Source organism: Stenotrophomonas sp. GD03777 (assembly GCF_029842485.1).
Taxonomy (GTDB): domain Bacteria; phylum Pseudomonadota; class Gammaproteobacteria; order Xanthomonadales; family Xanthomonadaceae; genus Stenotrophomonas; species Stenotrophomonas sepilia.
This window is the reverse complement of the sequence record NZ_JAOCGL010000048.1, coordinates 12,737-30,195: the sequence shown is the minus strand read 5'-3', so window position 1 is coordinate 30,195 and position 17,459 is coordinate 12,737. Positions and strand designations below refer to the sequence as shown.

Below are 17,459 nucleotides of genomic sequence, written 5' to 3'. Positions count from 1 at the left end.
AACGTCGTCGAGTACAACAACGGCGTGTACCAGATCCGCGACATCGAGCGCAGCTCGCCTCAGGGTCGCGGCGGCAACGTCCGCTTCCGCTTCATCATGTACAGCGTGCCGGGAGGCAACAAGCTCGACGCCAGCTTCGATGCCGACGACAACCTGGTCGAGGTCGAACTGCTGCGCCGCCAGTCCACCTATTCGTACAAGGACGGCGATGCCTTCGTGTTCCTGGATGACGAGGACTACACCCCGTACACCCTGGATGCGGACGTGATCGGCGATGACGCCGGTTACATCACCGACGGCCTGACCGGCATCTACGTGCAGGTGATCGACGAGCAGCCGGTGGCGATCCAGCTGCCGGCCTCCGTGGTGCTGGAAGTGATCGAGACGCCGCCGGAACTGAAGGGTGGCACCGCCACCAAGCGCCCGAAGCCGGCCAAGCTCAACACCGGCATCGAGATCATGGTGCCGGAGTACATCGTCAACGGCGAGCGCGTGCTGGTGAACACCGCCACCGGCGAATTCGCCGGCCGTGCCGACTAAGCACCCTGCGCCGATCGCCTGCCGATCGCTGCCTGCGGCAAGTTCGCCGCAGGCAGCAAGCAGCGCATCGCTGACAGTAGTTGTGTAGAGCCGAGCCCGTGCTCGGCTGCGGTGGGTTGGACAGGTACTGCAGCCGAGCGTGGGCTCGGCTCTACAGGTAACTTACGGCTGCTTCGCGCCGAAATTGCCGCAGCCGTGGTACTGGCGCGTACCGACGGTCAGCATCACCTTCGCCTCGAACGCCTCCCCGCTCATATCGTCCTGGCAGGTAGTGCGCTGGAAACTCAGCTTGACGTCGGTACCATCGGACGCCTTGCCGCTCCAGCCGTCGGCTCCCTTGGTTGGCTTGGCCACGTCAAAGCGGCGCTCGCCATAGTCAACTTCCACCTGCAGGCCCGGCATATTGCCATCGACGACTGCAAGCCATCCGGGTTCATTGCCGGTGGCACGGAACGCGGCATTGCCGGCGCTGCCATCGCCTTCGCCAGCTTCCACCGCATGGCACTCGCGATCCGGCTCGCCCTTCAGGCTCAGCAGGCCATCATCGCTGCCCTTGGTCCAGAAGCTGTTGCCAAGGCCATCGCTGTACTTGGCGCCGGATGCCGCGCGCTCGGAGGTCATGGCGAAGCTACGCTCGCCGATCACCAGCGTGGCAGCATCCTCGCCATTGAAGGTCGCGCGCACGCTCAGATCACCACACTGGTAGGCGGTCTCGCTGCCACCTTCCGTGTTGGCGCTCGGCTTCGGCGTGGCAGGCGAGGGGTCATTGCTGCCCGCCGCGGGTGCCTGGGCCGGCTGGCACGCGGCCAGGACCAACCCCAGGGAGGCTGCCAACAGACTGGGAACTACACGCATGGCTCGACTCCTTGTCGACACTACAGGAATGCTCGACCCTACCACCTCGCGGTGAGCGGGGCCTGAAAACAGCCTGACCGCACTCATGCGGCCAGCACCGCCATCGACAGCAGCTGCGCGCCACTGCCGCCGGAACTGCAGGTCCAGACCCGCAACAGGCGCAGCTTCAGTTCACGCTCCCGGCCCTGCCGCCACACCGACATCCGCACGTCGCTGGACAGCAACGCCAGACGGCCACACAGCAGCGTTTCCACCGCGTGCAGCTGCAGGCTTCGTACCTGCAGGTCACCGGCCAACCAATCACGCAGCCACGGCAGATCGAGCATGCGGCCACCGTGGCCGTCCATCAGGAACAGGGCCGGCGATACCAGCGCGTTCAACGCATCGTGATTGTTATCCAGCAGCGCTGCGCACAGGCGCTGCTCCAGCGCCATCAACTGCTGCTCATGCAGATCTTCAACGATGTTCCGTTCCATCCACGGTTCCTCCCGGCATCGGCCGGCGCCTGCGCAGGCGCTGCGCGATCCACTGCCGCGCGCCCTGCACCACTACATAGAAGACCGGCACGAAGAACACCGCCAGCACGGTCGCACTGACCATGCCGCCGAACACGCCGGTTCCAATTGCCTGCTGGGTTTCCTTCGACGCGCCCTGTGCCAGCATCAGTGGCACCACGCCCAGCGCGAACGCCAGCGAGGTCATCACGATCGGACGCAGGCGCAGCCGCGCCGCCTCCAGCGCTGCTTCAACCAGGCCGCGCCCCTGCTGCTGCAGCTGCCGCGCGAATTCGACGATGAGGATCGCGTTCTTCGCCGACAGCCCGATCACGGTGATCATGCCGACCTTGAAGAACACGTCGTTGGGCATGCCGCGCAACAGCACCGCGGCGACCGCGCCAAGCAGGCCCAGGGGCACCACCAGCAGCACCGCCAACGGAATCGACCAGCTCTCGTACAGCGCGGCAAGCACCAGGAAGACCACCAGCATCGACAACAGCAGCAGCCACGGCGCCTGCGCCCCCGACTCACGCTCCTGCAGCGACTGGCTGGTCCATTGCAGGGCGAAGCCGGACGGCAGCTTTTCGGCCAACCGCTCCATCTCCGCCATGGCCTGGCCGGTCGACACGCCAGAGGCCGGGGCGCCGGACAGGTTCAGCGCCGGGAAACCAAGATAGCGTTGCAGCTGCAACGGCGCCTCGGTCCAGTGCGGGGTGACCAGCTCGGACAACGCCACCATGCCGCCCTCGCTGTTGCGCACGTACAGCTTCAGCACGTCTTCCAGCTCCATCCGGTGCGGCGCATCGGCCTGCAGGATCACCTGCTGCAGCCGTCCCTTGTTCGGGAAGTCGTTGACGTACTGCGAGCCCATGGCCGCCGACAGCGTGCTGCTGATGTGCTCGAAGCCCACGCCCATCGCCTCGGCCTTGGCGCGGTCGATCTCCAGCCGCACGCTGGTGCCGGCTGGCAGGCCATCGGCATGCACCTCCGACAGCAGCGGGCTGGCTTCGGCCAGCTTCAGCAGCTGCTGCAGGGCTGCGCGCAGTTCGGCCTGGCCCTGCCCGGTACGCGCCTGCAGGGCCAGCGAGAAGCCGGAGGAACGACCCAGGCTGTCGATGGCCGGCGGCATCACGCTCATCACCTCACCCTCGGCAACCGTGGCCATCGCCTGCTGTGCGGCCTCCACCTCACCGGCCGCGGTTGCGCCTGCGCGCTCACCCCAGTCCTTCAGCATGGTGTAGGTCAGCGCCGCACTCGGGCCGGAACCGGAAAAGCTGTAGCCGAGGATCGACTGGTTGGAGCCGATGCCTGGACGCGAGGCCACGTGCCGTTCGTAGGCTTCGACAACGGCCAGCGTACGCTCGGCCGTCGCCTCGGCCGGCAGCTGGATCGAGGTCATGAAATAGCCCTGGTCTTCTTCCGGCAGGAATGCACCCGGCAGCCAGTGCAGGCCCAGCAGCAACGCCGCCACCAGCGCGGCGAACACGCCCATCACCCGCCCGCTCCGCTGCAGCACCGACGCCACACCACGCTGGTAACGCCCGGTCATCCGCTCGAAGCCCCGGTTGAAAGCGCCGAACAGCCCGCCGCGACCGTAATGGCCGTGGGTGGCCTGGCGCAGCAGGGTCGCGCACAGCGCCGGCGTCAGACTCAGGGCCAGCAGCGCAGAGAACAGGATCGACACCGCCATCGCCACGGTGAACTGGCGGTAGATCGCGCCCACCGAACCGCTGGCCAGCGCCATCGGGATGAACACCGCAGTCAGCACCAGGGTAATGCCGATCACTGCGCCGGTCAGTTCACGCATCGCCTTGATGGTGGCCTCGCGCGGCGGCAGGCCCTCCTCGGCCATGATCCGTTCCACGCCCTCGACCACCACGATCGCGTCGTCGACGATGATGCCGATGGCCAGCACCATGCCGAACATGGTCAGTACGTTGATCGAGAAGCCCAGCGCCAGCATCACCGCGAACGTACCCAGCAGCGCGATCGGTGCGACCAACGCCGGGATCAGCGTGTAACGCCAGTTCTGCAGGAACAGGTACATCACCGCGAACACCAGCAGCATCGCCTCCAGCAGGGTCTGCACCACCTTCTGGATCGAGATCTTCACGAACGGCGCGGTGTCGAACGGGATGCTCGCTTCCACCCCGCGCGGCAGCAGGGGCGCCAGCTCAGCAATGCGCTCACGCACCGCCGCAGCGGTACGCACCGCGTTCGCGCCCGGGCGCAGCTGCACGCCGGCGGCGGTGGCTGGATGGCCGTCCTCGCGGGTGCCCCAGGCATAGCTCTGCGCGCCCAGCTCGACGCGGGCGACATCACCCAGCACCACCCGTGAACCGTCGGCGCCGGCACGCAGTACGATCGCCGCGAACTGTTCGGGCGTGGACAACTGGCCGTCGGCACTGAGCGGCACGGTGATGCGCTGGCCTGGAACACCCGGCGAATCACCAATGCGTCCTGGCGAAATCTCCAGATTCTGCTGCTCGATCGCGGTTGCCACATCGCCCATGGTCAGGCCGTAGCCGGTCAACCGGGTCGGGTCCAGCCACACGCGCATCGCCTGCTCGGCACCGAACAACTGCACGCGGCCGACGCCATCGATACGGCGCAGCTCTTCGATGATGTTGCGCGCCATGAAATCGCCCAGCGCCGCCTCGCTGACGCTGGCATCGGGCGAACGCAGGCCGACCAGCATCAGGAAGCCGGAATCAGCGGCCTCCACGAACAGCCCGTTCTGGCGCACGCTGCGCGGCAGCCGCGGTTCGATCGCCTTGATCCGGTTCTGCACGTCCACCTGCGCCAGCTCCGGATTGGTGCCGGGCTTGAAGGTGGCAGTGATCGACGCTTCGCCGGACGCGTCCACCGACGACTCGAAGTACAGCAGGTGCTTGACGCTGGACAGCTCGCGCTCGATCAGGCCAACCACGGCATCATTCAGCGTCTGCGGGCTGGCACCCGGGTAGCTGGCATAGATGCTGACGCTGGGCGGGGCGACTGCTGGATAGCGCTCCACCGCCAGCCGCGGGATCGCCAGCACGCCGGCCAGGATGATGAAGATCGCCAGCACCCAGGCGAACACCGGGCGATCGATGAAGAAACGTGCCATGTTGGATTTCCCTGGAGGGACCGGCCCCGGAAAGGCTCAGCCCTTGCTGCCGGCCTGCACTGCACCGGCGCTGGCGACCGGCATCTGCCAGTCGCGCGCATCGACCACCACGCCTTCCTGCAGGCGCTCCTGGCCCTCGACCACCACCTTCTCGCCGGCCTTCAGGCCCGTGCGCACCAGCCACTGGCGATCGACACTGCCGTCCACTTCCAGCGTGCGGATCACCGCCTTGCCGTCGGCGCCGATCACCCAGGCATAGGCCTGGCCACCGGCGCTGCGCAGCACCGCCTGCTGTGGCACGGTCAATGCACTGGCCGGCGCGCCACGTGGCACCCTCGCGCGCACGTACATGCCGGGCAGCAGCTGTCGCTGCGGGTTGTCGACCAGGATGCGCAGGATGACATCACCGGTTCGCGCATCGACATTGATGCCGGAGAACAGCAGTTGGCCGCGTTCGGGCAGTGGCTTGCCGCTGGCACCGATGATCGTCACCGGCAGCTCGCCGCCACCGGCGGCACTGCGCTGCAGAGACTCCAGCTGCGCCGCCGGTTGGCGCACATCGACGTAGACCTGGTCGATCTGCTGCACCACTGCCATCGGCTCGGCATCGGCCACGCCCACCAGTGCGCCTTCGGTCACCAGCGCCTGGTCGATGCGGCCGGCAATCGGCGCGCTGACCGTGGCATAGCGCAGGTCAAGCTGGCGACGGGCCAGGATCGCGCGCGCTTCGTTCACCGCCGCACGGGCCTGTTCGTACTCGGCACTGGCATCGTCGCGATGCTGTTGGCTGACCGCCTGTGCGGCGGCCAGCGCATGCAGGCGCTGCGACTGCACGCGGCTGCGGCCCAGCGCCGCTTCGCTGCGCTGAAGGGCTGCCAGTGCCGAATCAACATCTGCACGGAACGCCGCCGGATCGATCTGGAACAGGGCCTGGCCGGCGCTCACTTCTGCGCCTTGGTCGAACAGGCGGCGCTGCACGATGCCGCCCACCTGGGCACGGATCTGTGCGGTGCGCACGGCAGCCACGCGGCCGGGCAGTTCGTCATCGCGCTGTACCACCTGCGGGCCGACGGTGACCACGCTGACACGCGGTGCGGCCTCGGGAGTGGCTTCGGGGGTTGAGCAGGCCGTCATGGCCAGGGCGAGGGCCGCGATCAACGCGACCGGAGTCCTGAAGGTTCTCATTGCTGTGCACAATGCCGCGCAGGCGGCGGATAGGTTCTGAAGCGCGCAGTGTGCGTGGCAATGATGGGGTTTCGATGGAGGAACTGTGGAGATACGATGGAGGCAAGCACCTTACGGCCCCGCCCCTGCATGCATGCCTCCCCCGCCCTCGCCGCCCTGGTCCTGATCGTCGAGGATGAGGCCGAGATCGCCGATATTCTCAGCGCCTACCTGGAACGCGAAGGACTGCGCACGCTGCGCGCGGCCGATGGCCATAGCGCACTGGACCTGCATCGCAGCGCCCGCCCCGACCTGGTCCTGCTCGATGTACAGCTGCCACGCCTGGATGGCTGGAGCGTGCTGACCCAGCTGCGCCAGCGTGGTGAGACGCCGGTGATCATGCTGACCGCGCTGGACCAGGACCTGGACAAGCTGACCGCGCTGCGCATGGGTGCCGACGACTACGTGGTCAAGCCGTTCAACCCGGCCGAGGTGGCGGCGCGCGTGCGCGCGGTGCTGCGGCGTACGCTGCGCGCCTCGCGCGTGGACGCGCCCACTGCGCTGCGCGTCGGCCCGCTGCTGATCGACTCGGCCACCCACGCCGTGCACGTGGAGGGCGAAGGCTACAGTCACGAAGTGCTGCTCACGCTCACCGAGTTCAAGCTGCTGCACTGCATGGCGCTGGCACCGACCCGCATCTTCAGCCGCAGCGAGCTGATGCACGAATGCCTGCCGGAAAGCGAAGCGCTGGAGCGCACTGTCGACAGCCACGTCAGCAAGCTGCGCCGCAAGCTGGACGAAGTGGGCATGGTCAATGTTCCGGCCAGTGTGCGCGGTGTCGGCTACCGGCTGATGGCCGACCGCTGATGGCCCGCCTGCGCCGCTCCGGGCTCAGCCGCCACATCATCGTCTCGATGTCGCTGATGGTGATCGGCGTCATCGTGATGATGATCCTGTCGTCGTGGCTGCTGTACGCGGTGCTGGTCGAGTTCTTCCCCGGCAGTACCGAAGAGCCGGAAAGCTGGTTGCCGACCGGGCCGGAGCTTGCATGGATGGTGGGCGTGATCCTGACCGGCCTGGCGCTGGCCATCGCCGCCTCGTTCCGCCTCGCCCACCGCATCCTGTCGCCGTTGAATTCGCTGGTGGACAGCGTGCGTGCCCTCGCCAGCGGTGACCTCGGGGCGCGCGCCAGCGTCGAGGAGAATTCGCCGGGCGAAGTGGCGACCCTGGTTGAAGACTTCAATGCGATGGCGCGCCGCCTGCAGCACATGGAGAGCGAGCGCGCGATGTGGCATGCGGCCATCGCACATGAGCTGCGTACTCCGGTGACGATCCTGCGCGGCCGCCTGCAGGGACTGGCCGAGGGCGTGTTCCATCCGGACGAGTCGCAGTTCCGCAGCCTGCTCGCCCAGGTCGAAGGGCTGTCCCGCCTGATTGAAGATCTGCGCGTACTGAGCCTGTCCGACAACGCACGGCTGGACGTGCGTCGCGCACGCACCGACGTGGTGGCCGAGGTGCATTCGGTGATGACGCTGGTCGACCCGCAGTTCCGCGCTGCGGGCTTCGTGCTGGAGCTGGAAACCAGCCGCGAGGAACACAACGCGCACTGTGATCCCACGCGCCTGCGCCAGGCGCTGCTGGCGCTGCTGGAGAACGCGCGTCGCTATGCCAGCCCAGGCAAGGTGCGCATCGCCGTGCATGACACGCCGGGCCATGTGCAGGTGGCCATCGAGGATGAAGGCCCGGGGATCGATCCCGGACTGCATGCCGACATCTTCACTCCGTTCATGCGCGCCGACGGCTCACGTTCGCGCCAGGGCGGTGGCAGCGGGCTTGGCCTGGCGGTGGTCAAGGCCATCGCCGATGCACATGGTGGCCGTGCCTGCTGCACGCCCGGCAGCTGCGGCGGCAGCCGTTTCGTCATCGAACTGCCGCGCCAGTAGCCGGACCAGCGGCCTGCGTGCGCAGGTGTGCTCCCAGCGCGGCCAGATTGGCGTCGATCGCATCCATTTCCTCACGCTGCTGCGCCGGCAACTGCTGGCGAAGCTGCACACGCAATGCCTGCCATGCCGGTACCGCCTGCGCACTGGCAGTGGCCACGGCCGCAGACAGCAGTACCTGCTCGTCGCCCAGCGGCAACCCATAGCCGCCGTCCTGCAGCAGCGTCCCCGGGCGCAACCACTGCCCACTCTGCGCCAGCAGGCCGCGCAGGCTGCGGGTTTCCGCGCTGTCCGCAGCAGCCAGCAGCTGCCGCTTGAGCACATCGCGTGCCCGCAGCTCGGCACGCCGCTGTGCGGCCTGTTCCAGCAACAGCAGGCCGGCACTGGCGCGCAGGTCGCCCTTCAGCAGCCACGGTGCCCGTTGTTCCGCCGGCAGCTTCAACCAGCCGCGCACATCGCGGGCGGGCAGGCTCAGCTGGGTCGCCGCCACTGTGAACAACTGCTGGTAGTGGTCGCGCGCGGAAGCGAAGTAATACCCCTGTGCCTGCGCGGCGTTGCGGTCCGTGAGTACCCGCTCGTCGAGCATGCCCAGCCGCGCCAGCCGGCGCTTGAGACCACGCGGACTCAGCTGGGCCAGCCCGGCCTCGCCCAGCCGCGGCACTCCGGCCTGCAGCAGCTTGGCGGTCTCCACCGCACAGTTGTTGCTGACGAAGTAATAGCGCCCGTCATAGCTCCAGTGCACCTGGGCGGTGCGCTCGAGCAGGCTGGCGATCTCATCGCGCTGCAGCCGCAATGGCAGCGACTGCAGGCCGCGCAGTTCGACCTTGGTGTACTCGTCCACCACCTGCTGCAGCGGCAGCACGAACAGCCGCGACGGGTAGCCGCCGGTCAAGCCGCGCCAGTTGGATATCTGTACGTCGCCCACGAACGCGCGGAAGGACAGCACGCGATGGTATTCAAGATCCAGCCGGCAGTCCGGTCCCGGCGCGCGCCCGGGCCTGCAGATCACCAATCGCAGCATGCTGTGGCCCCAGCGGCTCATCGGCTGCGCGCTGCCTTCGGCGAACAGGTAATCCACGGCGTAGACACGCGCGGGGTCGAGCTGCAGCAGCGATGCCGCCCCCTCTTCCGATTCGGCCTGCAGCAAGGGCAACGCGGTCGCGCAGTGCGACTGCGGCAGCGATGGCGGGGTTCCGAAATGGGCCTGGTACCACCGCGCCAGTGCCGGGCGCCGGCAGGCGAACTCGCTGTCGAGCACGAAATGCTCGGCGTTCACTGCCAGGTACTCGGCCGGGTCCTTCAGTTCATACGCATCGGGGCTGCGGTCACGGAAGTCGTTGTCGCCACGGCCGAGATGCCAGGGCTTGCGCTGCCAACCCGCGAGGTCACGCCATCGCATGCTCTGCGACCAGTTCGCACCGCCACGGTCGGCGACGTGCGTCAGTTCGTGTACCAGCGCGCTGCGGCGTGCGCGCCGGGCGCCCGGCGCACTGTCGCCCAGCAGACTCCGGCGCAACGCGATACGGCCAGCGAAGGTGCGGCCATGCACATCGGCCGGCAGGTCATCCGTCCAGCGCACCCGTACCTGCGCCGGCAACGCAGCCAGCAGGCCGTCCGGCAATAGTGACTGCACGTCGGCCAGGGTCTGGCTGGCGAGCCGCTGCTGCGCCGGATCGAGACCGGACGGATCAAGCTGCAGGCGATCAGCTGCAGACGCGACGTGGGCGGTCAGCAGTAGAGCCACGCCAAGCGTGGCGGCGTTCCGTGCAGATGTCATGGAATTGCCGGCCAGCGGCCGGCACTACCCGAAGGCCGGATCAACGCGCCAGCAGTGTGCGGGCCAGTTCCAGGTCGCTCTGCTGCTGCGCGGCGGCGCTCTGCTCACGCAGGTGGGCCAGTGCGGCCTGCAGGCGGGCGCCACGGATCTGGCCGTCGCTGGCAACGAACGCAGCGGCATCGTCGCGCGCGGCCAGCACCACCTTGTCGTCACCCGAGCTGCTGCCCGAGGAGCCGGAGGAAGCACCGGTGGCAGAACCGGCCGAGGTGCCGGCGAAGCTGGAAGCAAAGCCGGCCAGCGGCAGGGACAGCAGGGCGAGCAGCAGAAGCGGACGGGTCATCGGTTCGAAGCCGGTTGTGAGGATGGGTGGAGCGTAACGGGTGCGTGAAGGATTTGCCCGGCTCAGGCGTCAAACAGCTTGCCGGGATTCAGCCGCGCTTGGGGATCGAACGCGCGTTTGACCGCCTTCATCAGCGCGATTTCGGCCGGGCCGCGGGTGCTGTCCAGGTAGCCCTTCTTGACCAGGCCGATGCCATGCTCGGCCGAGATGCTGCCATCGAAACGCGCCAGCACCTGCGCCAGCAGCTTGGTGACGTGCTCGCACTGCGCCACGAAATCGGCGTCACTGGTGTCGTCGGGCTTGAGCACGTTGATATGCAGGTTGCCGTCGCCGATGTGGCCGAACCAGACCACGTCGAAGTGCGGGTAGGCTTGCCCGATCAGCGCCTGGGTCTCGGCCAGGAACGCCGGCATCGCCGAGATCCGTACCGAGACGTCGTTCTTGTAGGGTTTGTAGCGCGCCAGCGATTCGGTGATGCCTTCGCGCAGGCGCCACAGCTGGGCGGCCTGGGCGTCGCTGGCACTGATCACCCCGTCGCTGACCCAGCCGTTGCCCATGCAGTCCTCGAAGGCCGCCATCGCCGCCGCTTCCTGCGCTTCGTCGTTGGCGGCGAACTCGGTGACCACGTAGTACGGGTGCACCTCGTCGAACGGCGCCTGCGCACCGTGCGCCAGCACATGCTCCAGCGCGCGGTCGGTCAAGAACTCGAAGGCCTGCAGCTGCAGGCGCGCGCGGAACGCGGCGAACACCTGCATCAGCACTTCGAAGCTGGGTACTGCCAGCAGCATCACGTTGCTGGCCGGCGGCGGGTCGGTCAGCTTCACGGTGGCTTCGACGATCACGCCCAGCGTGCCCTCCGAACCGATCAACAGCTGGCGGAAGTCATAGCCGCTGGAGTTCTTGATCAGGCCCTTGTTGAGCTCGAGCAGTTCGCCACTGGCGGTGACCACCTTCAGCCCGGCGATCCACTCGCGGGTGTTGCCGTAGCGGATCACGCGGATGCCGCCGGCATTGGTGGCAATGTTGCCGCCGATCGTGCACGAGCCGCGCGCGGCGAAATCCACCGGGTAGATCAGGCCGTGGTCCAGCGCGGCGTTGTGCACGGCCTCCAGCGGCATGCCGGCCTGCACCACCAGGGTGCGATCGACCGCGTCGTAGTCCAGCGCCCTGTTCATCCTCTCCAGGCTGAGCACCAGCTCGCCGTTGGCCGCCACCGCGCCACCCGAGAGGCCGGTGCGGCCGCCCGACGGCACCACCGCCACGCCCTCGGCGGCACTCCAGCGCATCACCGCCTGTACCTCCTCGACCGTGGCCGGCAGTGCGATCGCCAGCGGCGCCGGCGTCCAGCGCCGGGTCCAGTCGCGCCCGTAATGCTCCAGGTCGGCCGGGTCGGTCTTCAGCTTCAGGCCGGGACAGGCCTGCTGCAGCGAGGCAATGCGGGAATCGGTCATGACGGTCCAGCGCGGGGCGTGAAGAACGGGCAAGCGTGCCAGCGGCACGCGCCAGCGTCCAGCCCTGCAGACAGGCAGATAGCTACGGATGCAACCAATTGCGCACTGCACCATGAGCGCCGTGATCTGGCATAGTGGTTGGCCCCTGTCCCACTGGCCGTGTTGCCCCATGTCGCCGAAGAAGACCTCGTTCCCGAAGCAGGATATCCGCGTGCTGTTGCTGGAGGGGGTCAGCCAGACCGCCGTGGAGGTGTTCAGCGCCGCCGGCTACAGCCAGATCGAGGCACACACCAAGGCGCTGCCCGAGGACGAATTGAAGGCGCGCATCGCCGAGGCACATATTGTCGGCATCCGTTCGCGCACCCAGCTCAGCGCCGAGGTGCTGGCCGAGGCGAAGCGCCTGATCGCAGTGGGCTGCTTCTGCATCGGCACCAACCAGGTCGACCTGGATGCGGCCGAACTGGCCGGCATTCCGGTGTTCAATGCGCCCTATTCCAATACCCGCAGCGTGGCCGAGCTGGTGATCGCCGAGGCGATCATGCTGACCCGCGGCATCCCGCAGAAGAACGCCGAATGCCATCGCGGCGGCTGGTCGAAGTCGGCCAGCGGCAGCCATGAAGTGCGTGGCAAGACGCTGGGCATCATCGGTTATGGCCACATCGGCACCCAGGTCGGCGTGCTGGCCGAATCGCTGGGCATGCAGGTGATCTTCCACGACGTGGAAACCAAGCTGGCGCTGGGCAATGCGCGTGCCGCGGCCAGCCTGGACGACCTGCTGGCGCGCGCCGACATCGTCACCCTGCACGTGCCGGAGACGCCGGCCACGCAGTGGATGATCGGCAGCACCGAGCTGGCGAAGATGCGCAAGGGTGCGCACCTGATCAACGCCGCGCGCGGCACCGTGGTCGACATCGATGCGCTGGATGCTGCGCTGGCCTGCGGCCACGTCGGCGGTGCCGCGCTGGACGTGTTCCCGGTCGAACCGAAGGGCAACGGCGATATCTTCGAGTCGCCGCTGACCCGCCACGACAACGTGATCCTGACCCCGCACGTCGGCGGCAGCACGCTGGAAGCGCAGGACAACATCGGCGTGGAAGTGGCAGCCAAGCTGGTGCGCTACAGCGACAACGGCAGCACCCTGTCGGCGGTCAACTTCCCGGAAGTGACCCTGCCCGAACACGAAGACAGCCTGCGCCTGCTGCACATCCACCAGAACGTGCCGGGCGTACTGTCCAAGGTCAACGAGATCTTCTCGCGCCACAACGTCAACATCGACGGCCAGTTCCTGCGTACCGACCCGAAGGTGGGCTACGTGGTGATCGACATCACCGCCAGCGAGGCACAGGCCGCCGCCGTGCGCGACGAGCTGGCCGCGATTCCGGGCACGCTGCGGACGCGCATTCTGTATTGAGCAAGGCGTCGCCGGGCATACCCCGGCGGAGTGCTTCCGGCATCGCGCCATCCACGCATGGCGTGGATCTACTGGCGTTTCGCGCGATCCCGCAGTAGATCCACGCCATGCGTGGATGGAACACCTCAGAACCTTACGGCGTGGAGGTTCTTGTAAAAGTCCCAATGGATCAGAACCCTGTCTTCCATCGACAGGAACAGCGTATCGACGAAATCCAGCTCCTCGGAATGAACCAGCCAGTCCTGCAGGCGGCTGCCCAGCGAAGGTACCGCCCCATCCACCTGGACAACCGTCAACGCAGCCTCGCTTGGCAAGCCAACAGCATCTGCAATGTCGCTCAACTCCTGCGCCAGCCGCTCCCGCCCCACCCCGGGGACCTCCAGGCGTGATGGCACGCGCTCCCAGTCGATGGATGTGATGACTGGCAATGCAGCCTTGATCATCGCAAGGGCAGCATCCTGCTTCGCCTCGCCACACGCATGAGCCGCAACAAACGCGGCACAGCCGTCCGAGAGCATCAACGTGCCAGCCAGCGGCGCGCCATGCGCTGCATGGATTCATCCGATTCGGGGTCGGCCGCGACTTCGGTCACCTGCCGCCAGGCCAGGTCGAGCGATTCCTCGCTGAGCACGAAGGCCTCGCCACCCAGCGCCCGGATCACGAAACGCACGTCGTAGTGCCAGTGCCCCGGCACGTCCTTGCGCTCCGGAATCCAATGCTTGTCCAGATCGAAGATGGCCGGGTCTTCCAGTACCAGGCCGCTCAGCCCGGACTCCTCCTCGGCTTCCTTCAGCGCCACCTGCGCCAGATCACGGTCGCCGTCGGCGTGACCGCCCAGCTGCAGCCAGCGCTGCAGCTTTCGGTGATGGGTGAGCAGCAGGCGCTGGCCGTCGGCACTGACCAGCCAGCAGCTGGCGGTGAAATGCCCGGCCAGCCGTTCGCGACGGAACGGATCTTCTGGATCGTCCAGCAATGTGCCGAATTCGGCAGCCAGTGCGTCGTGGGCGGGCTCGCGGCGGGCATAGTCCCGCAACAGACCGCGCAGGCGATCATCAAGCACGGCAAGGGTTTCGGCGATCTGGCGCATGAATGGGGGCGGTTCGGAAAAATACTGCTCATTATCGCCGTTCATTGTTGCGATTGCGCTTGTGCGTTGGCTTCAGCTTTGGCTAAGGTACAGCGGGCCGTTCGCACGGCCTTCACCATTCAAGGTTGCCGGCAACGTATCGGCGGCCCACCCCATCCGATCATTAGGAAGTACTGCATGCTGAAAGCTCTGTTGAGGGTCAAGCCGGTCCAGCCGGCCGGGCACGTCGATGCCGGCGAACCCATCGAAGGCAGCCTGGACGGCGAAGCCACGTTGAAACGGACCCTCACGGCTAAACACCTCATCCTGCTGGGCGTGGGTGCGGTGATCGGCGCTGGTATCTTCGTGCTGACCGGCCAGGCCGCGGCCAACCACGCCGGCCCGGCGGTGATGCTGTCCTTCGTGCTGGCCGGTTTCGCCTGTGCCCTGGCGGGCCTGTGCTACGCCGAGTTCGCGGCGATGATGCCGGTCTCCGGCAGTGCCTACTCCTACTCCTACGCCACCCTCGGCGAGGGCATGGCCTGGTTCATCGGCTGGTGCCTGGTGCTGGAGTACCTGTTCGCCTCGGCGTCGGTCGCGGTGGGTTGGTCGGCCTACCTGATCAGCTTCATCACCACCACGCTGCACATGCCCTTCCCGGACCTGCTCAGCGCCGCGCCCATCGCCTGGACCGGCAGCGAGTTCGTCTCTTCCGGCAAGCTGTTCAACCTGCCGGCGGTGCTGATCGTGGCGGCGGTGTCCGGCCTGCTGTACGTGGGCGTGACCCAGTCGGCGTTCGTCAACGCCATCATCGTGGCGATCAAGGTCACCGTCATCTGCCTGTTCATCGGCATCGGCGCGGCCCACATCGATCCGGCCAACTGGCAGCCCTTCATTCCGGAAAACACCGGCGTGCCGGGTGAGTTCGGCTGGAGCGGCATCTTCCGCGCCGCCACCATCGTGTTCTTCGCCTACATCGGCTTCGACGCGGTCTCCACCGCCGCCGGCGAAACCAAGGATCCCCAGCGCAACATGCCGATCGGCCTGCTCGGCTCGCTGGCCGTGTGCACCATCGTCTACATCATCGTCTGCGCGGTGCTGACCGGCATGATGCCGTACCACCTGCTGGGCACCGACAAGCCGGTGGCCACCGCGCTGGAGCCCTACCCGACCCTGTCCTGGCTGAAGACCCTGGTCGAGATCGGCGCCATCGCCGGCCTGTCCTCGGTGGTGCTGGTGATGATGATGGGCCAGACCCGCATCGCCTACACCATTTCCCGCGACGGCCTGCTGCCGAAGTTCTTCGGCAAGGTCCACGCTCGTTTCCGCACCCCCTATTGGGCCACGATCGTGGTCGGCGTGATCGCCGCCGCACTGGCCGGCCTGGTGCCGCTGAACGTGCTGGGCGAACTGGTGTCGATGGGCACCCTGTTGGCTTTCGCCACGGTCTGCATCGGCGTGCTGGTGCTGCGCTATACCAAGCCGGAGATCCACCGCCCGTTCCGCGTGCCGGCGGTGTGGATCATCTGCCCGCTTGGCGCTGCGGCCTGCCTGTTCCTGTTCTGGCAGGCGTTCGTGGTGCACTGGCACCTGTTCGTCGGCTGGACCGTGCTGGGCATGCTGATCTATCTCGGCTATGGCATGCGCAACAGCAAGCTGGCCAAGTCACCCTGATCCGCCTACGGGCCGGCCCTGTGCCGGCCCGTCCGTTTTCCCCGCGCGCCAGACACGGCGCGCTTCGACAAGACCACCAGACATGTTCAAGCAACTGTGGGCCACCAAGCACCCGCATGCCGCCCATGAAGACGCCAACGGCCTGAGCCTGCGCCGCCACCTCGGCCCCTGGGGCCTGACCGCCCTCGGCATCGGTGCCGTGATCGGCGGCGGCATCTTCGTCATCACCGGCCAGGCCGCCGCCAATCACGCCGGCCCCGCGATCATGCTGTCGTTCGTGCTGGCCGCCATCTGCTGCGCCTTCTGCGCGCTGGCCTACGCCGAGTTCGCCTCGATGGTGCCGGTTTCCGGCAGCGCCTATACCTATACCTACGCCACCTTCGGCGAACTGTCGGCCTGGTTCATCGGCTGGATGCTGGTGCTCGAATACGGCGTCTCTGCGTCGGCGGTGGCGGTCAGCTGGACCGGCTACTTCCTCAGCCTGCTCAGCCAGTTCGACATCCATCTGCCAGCGGCGCTGGTCAGTGCGCCACTGGACGCACAGCTGCGCCCCACCGGTGCTATCGCCAACCTGCCGGCCGCTGCGCTGGTACTGCTGCTGACCTGGCTGTGCTACGTCGGCATCAGCAAGTCATCGGCAATGAACATGGCGATGGTCGTGCTCAAGACCGGCCTCATCCTGCTGGTCATCGTGGTCGGCTGGAAGTACGTGGACACCAGCAACTGGACGCCGTTCATCCCCGCCAACGAAGGCCCCGGCAAGTACGGCATGGAAGGCGTGCTGCGTGGCGCGGCGATGGTGTTCTTCGCCTACATCGGCTTCGAGGCGGTCTCGGTGGCGGCGCAGGAATCCAAGAACCCGCAGCGCGACATGCCGATCGGCATGATGCTGTCGCTGGTGGTCTGCACCGTGCTCTACATCGCGATGGCGGCGGTGATGACCGGCCTGGTGCCGTTCCAGCTGCTGGGCACCGACGAACCGGTGGTGACCGCGGTGGCCGCGCATCCGCAGCTGGGTTGGCTGCGCTGGGTGGTCGAGGTCGGCGCGCTGGTCGGCCTGTCCTCGGTGGTACTGGTGATGATCATCGGCCAGCCGCGCATCTTCATGATCATGGGGCGCGACGGCCTGCTGCCGCCGGTGTTCACCAGGATCCACCCGAAGTACCGCACCCCGCACATCAACACGGTGATCACCGGCATCGGCATCGCGCTGCTGGCGGCGCTGTTCCCACTGGACATCCTTGGCGAGCTGACCTCGATGGGCACGCTGATCGCGTTCGCGGCGGTGTGTGCCGGCGTGCTGATCCTGCGCCGCACCCAGCCGGACCTGCCGCGCCCGTTCCGCATGCCGATGGCCTGGCTGATCTGCAGCCTGGGCGTGCTGAGTTGCCTTGCCCTGCTGTCGGCGATGACGATGCACAACTGGATGCTGATGGGCGTCTGGACCTTCGTCGGTTTCGTGATCTATTTCTGCTACGGCTTCAGGCACAGCCGCCTGCGGGGTAGGTAAGGTTTTGCATTGCAGGGCCTGCGGCCCTGCACCCGCTGGAGCAACGTCAACAGCAACAGCTGGACTGAGGGTTTGGCGAGGAGGGGGGAGATTGCGGGGGACGCTGCAAGTACATCCCTGTAAGC

Annotated in this window: 15 protein-coding genes; 6 read left to right on the top strand and 9 right to left on the bottom strand. The window is 67.2% G+C overall.

Translation table 11 applies throughout. From position 1 onward, the window contains the following. On the top strand, positions 1-540 hold a 540-nt coding region (yeiP, locus tag N5E02_RS11975; RefSeq protein ID WP_279946293.1), incomplete at its 5' end, for an elongation factor P-like protein YeiP. A 162-nt stretch (positions 541-702) separates the two neighbouring features. On the opposite strand, the gene N5E02_RS11970 is transcribed toward yeiP, so the two are convergent. From N5E02_RS11970 to N5E02_RS11955, 4 genes are all read right to left on the bottom strand, one after another. Next, positions 703-1,395 (bottom strand): MliC family protein, encoded by a 693-nt coding sequence (locus N5E02_RS11970; protein WP_139727041.1) that lies wholly within the window; start codon positions 1,393-1,395, stop codon positions 703-705. A gap of 83 nt (positions 1,396-1,478) precedes the next feature. Continuing rightward, positions 1,479-1,871, bottom strand: coding sequence for a nuclear transport factor 2 family protein (locus N5E02_RS11965; RefSeq protein ID WP_005416364.1), 393 nt, complete (start codon positions 1,869-1,871; stop codon positions 1,479-1,481). Then, positions 1,852-5,001: a multidrug efflux RND transporter permease subunit gene (locus N5E02_RS11960; RefSeq protein WP_262220287.1), complete on the bottom strand. Its 3,150-nt coding sequence runs from the start codon at positions 4,999-5,001 to the stop codon at positions 1,852-1,854. The genes N5E02_RS11965 and N5E02_RS11960 overlap by 20 nt, the downstream gene beginning before the upstream one ends. Positions 5,002-5,037: 36 nt before the next feature. Further along, positions 5,038-6,186: an efflux RND transporter periplasmic adaptor subunit gene (locus N5E02_RS11955; protein ID WP_065196766.1), complete on the bottom strand. Its 1,149-nt coding sequence runs from the start codon at positions 6,184-6,186 to the stop codon at positions 5,038-5,040. 129 nt (positions 6,187-6,315) lie between these two features. On the opposite strand from N5E02_RS11955, the gene N5E02_RS11950 reads away from it, so the two are divergent. Both N5E02_RS11950 and N5E02_RS11945 read left to right on the top strand, forming a co-directional pair. After that, positions 6,316-7,032 (top strand): response regulator, encoded by a 717-nt coding sequence (locus tag N5E02_RS11950; protein ID WP_005416361.1) that lies wholly within the window; start codon positions 6,316-6,318, stop codon positions 7,030-7,032. Further along, entirely contained in the window at positions 7,032-8,108 is a 1,077-nt protein-coding gene (locus N5E02_RS11945; protein WP_279946291.1) for an ATP-binding protein, read from the top strand. The genes N5E02_RS11950 and N5E02_RS11945 overlap by 1 nt, the downstream gene beginning before the upstream one ends. Here N5E02_RS11945 and N5E02_RS11940 read toward each other — a convergent pair. The 3 genes from N5E02_RS11940 to N5E02_RS11930 form a co-directional block, all read right to left on the bottom strand. Then, positions 8,086-9,882, bottom strand: coding sequence for a DUF4105 domain-containing protein (locus N5E02_RS11940; protein WP_139727039.1), 1,797 nt, complete (start codon positions 9,880-9,882; stop codon positions 8,086-8,088). The genes N5E02_RS11945 and N5E02_RS11940 overlap by 23 nt on opposite strands. A gap of 40 nt (positions 9,883-9,922) precedes the next feature. Continuing rightward, positions 9,923-10,222 carry a DUF2388 domain-containing protein gene (locus N5E02_RS11935; protein WP_065196996.1) on the bottom strand — a complete coding sequence of 100 codons (300 nt, stop codon included), beginning with the start codon at positions 10,220-10,222 and terminating at the stop codon, positions 9,923-9,925. A gap of 62 nt (positions 10,223-10,284) precedes the next feature. Beyond that, positions 10,285-11,673 carry an FAD-binding oxidoreductase gene (locus N5E02_RS11930; RefSeq protein ID WP_279946290.1) on the bottom strand — a complete coding sequence of 463 codons (1,389 nt, stop codon included), beginning with the start codon at positions 11,671-11,673 and terminating at the stop codon, positions 10,285-10,287. 169 nt (positions 11,674-11,842) lie between these two features. Between N5E02_RS11930 and serA the strand changes: the two genes are divergently transcribed. Beyond that, complete coding sequence (gene serA, locus N5E02_RS11925) at positions 11,843-13,084, top strand: phosphoglycerate dehydrogenase (protein ID WP_164092854.1); 1,242 nt, start codon at positions 11,843-11,845, stop codon at positions 13,082-13,084. A gap of 125 nt (positions 13,085-13,209) precedes the next feature. Here the strand turns inward: serA and N5E02_RS11920 are convergent, their stop codons facing one another. After that, positions 13,210-13,602: a hypothetical protein gene (locus N5E02_RS11920; RefSeq protein ID WP_164092855.1), complete on the bottom strand. Its 393-nt coding sequence runs from the start codon at positions 13,600-13,602 to the stop codon at positions 13,210-13,212. Continuing rightward, positions 13,602-14,216, bottom strand: a complete 615-nt coding sequence (locus N5E02_RS11915; protein ID WP_081275722.1) for an NUDIX hydrolase — start codon at positions 14,214-14,216, stop codon at positions 13,602-13,604. The genes N5E02_RS11920 and N5E02_RS11915 overlap by 1 nt, the downstream gene beginning before the upstream one ends. A gap of 132 nt (positions 14,217-14,348) precedes the next feature. Here N5E02_RS11915 and N5E02_RS11910 point away from each other — a divergent pair, with 132 nt between their 5' ends. Together N5E02_RS11910 and N5E02_RS11905 are read left to right on the top strand one after the other, a co-directional pair. Further along, complete coding sequence (locus N5E02_RS11910; protein WP_005416354.1) at positions 14,349-15,824, top strand: amino acid permease; 1,476 nt, start codon at positions 14,349-14,351, stop codon at positions 15,822-15,824. 82 nt (positions 15,825-15,906) lie between these two features. Further along, complete coding sequence (locus N5E02_RS11905) at positions 15,907-17,334, top strand: amino acid permease (RefSeq protein WP_095378800.1); 1,428 nt, start codon at positions 15,907-15,909, stop codon at positions 17,332-17,334. The last annotated feature ends 125 nt before the right edge of the window (positions 17,335-17,459 follow it).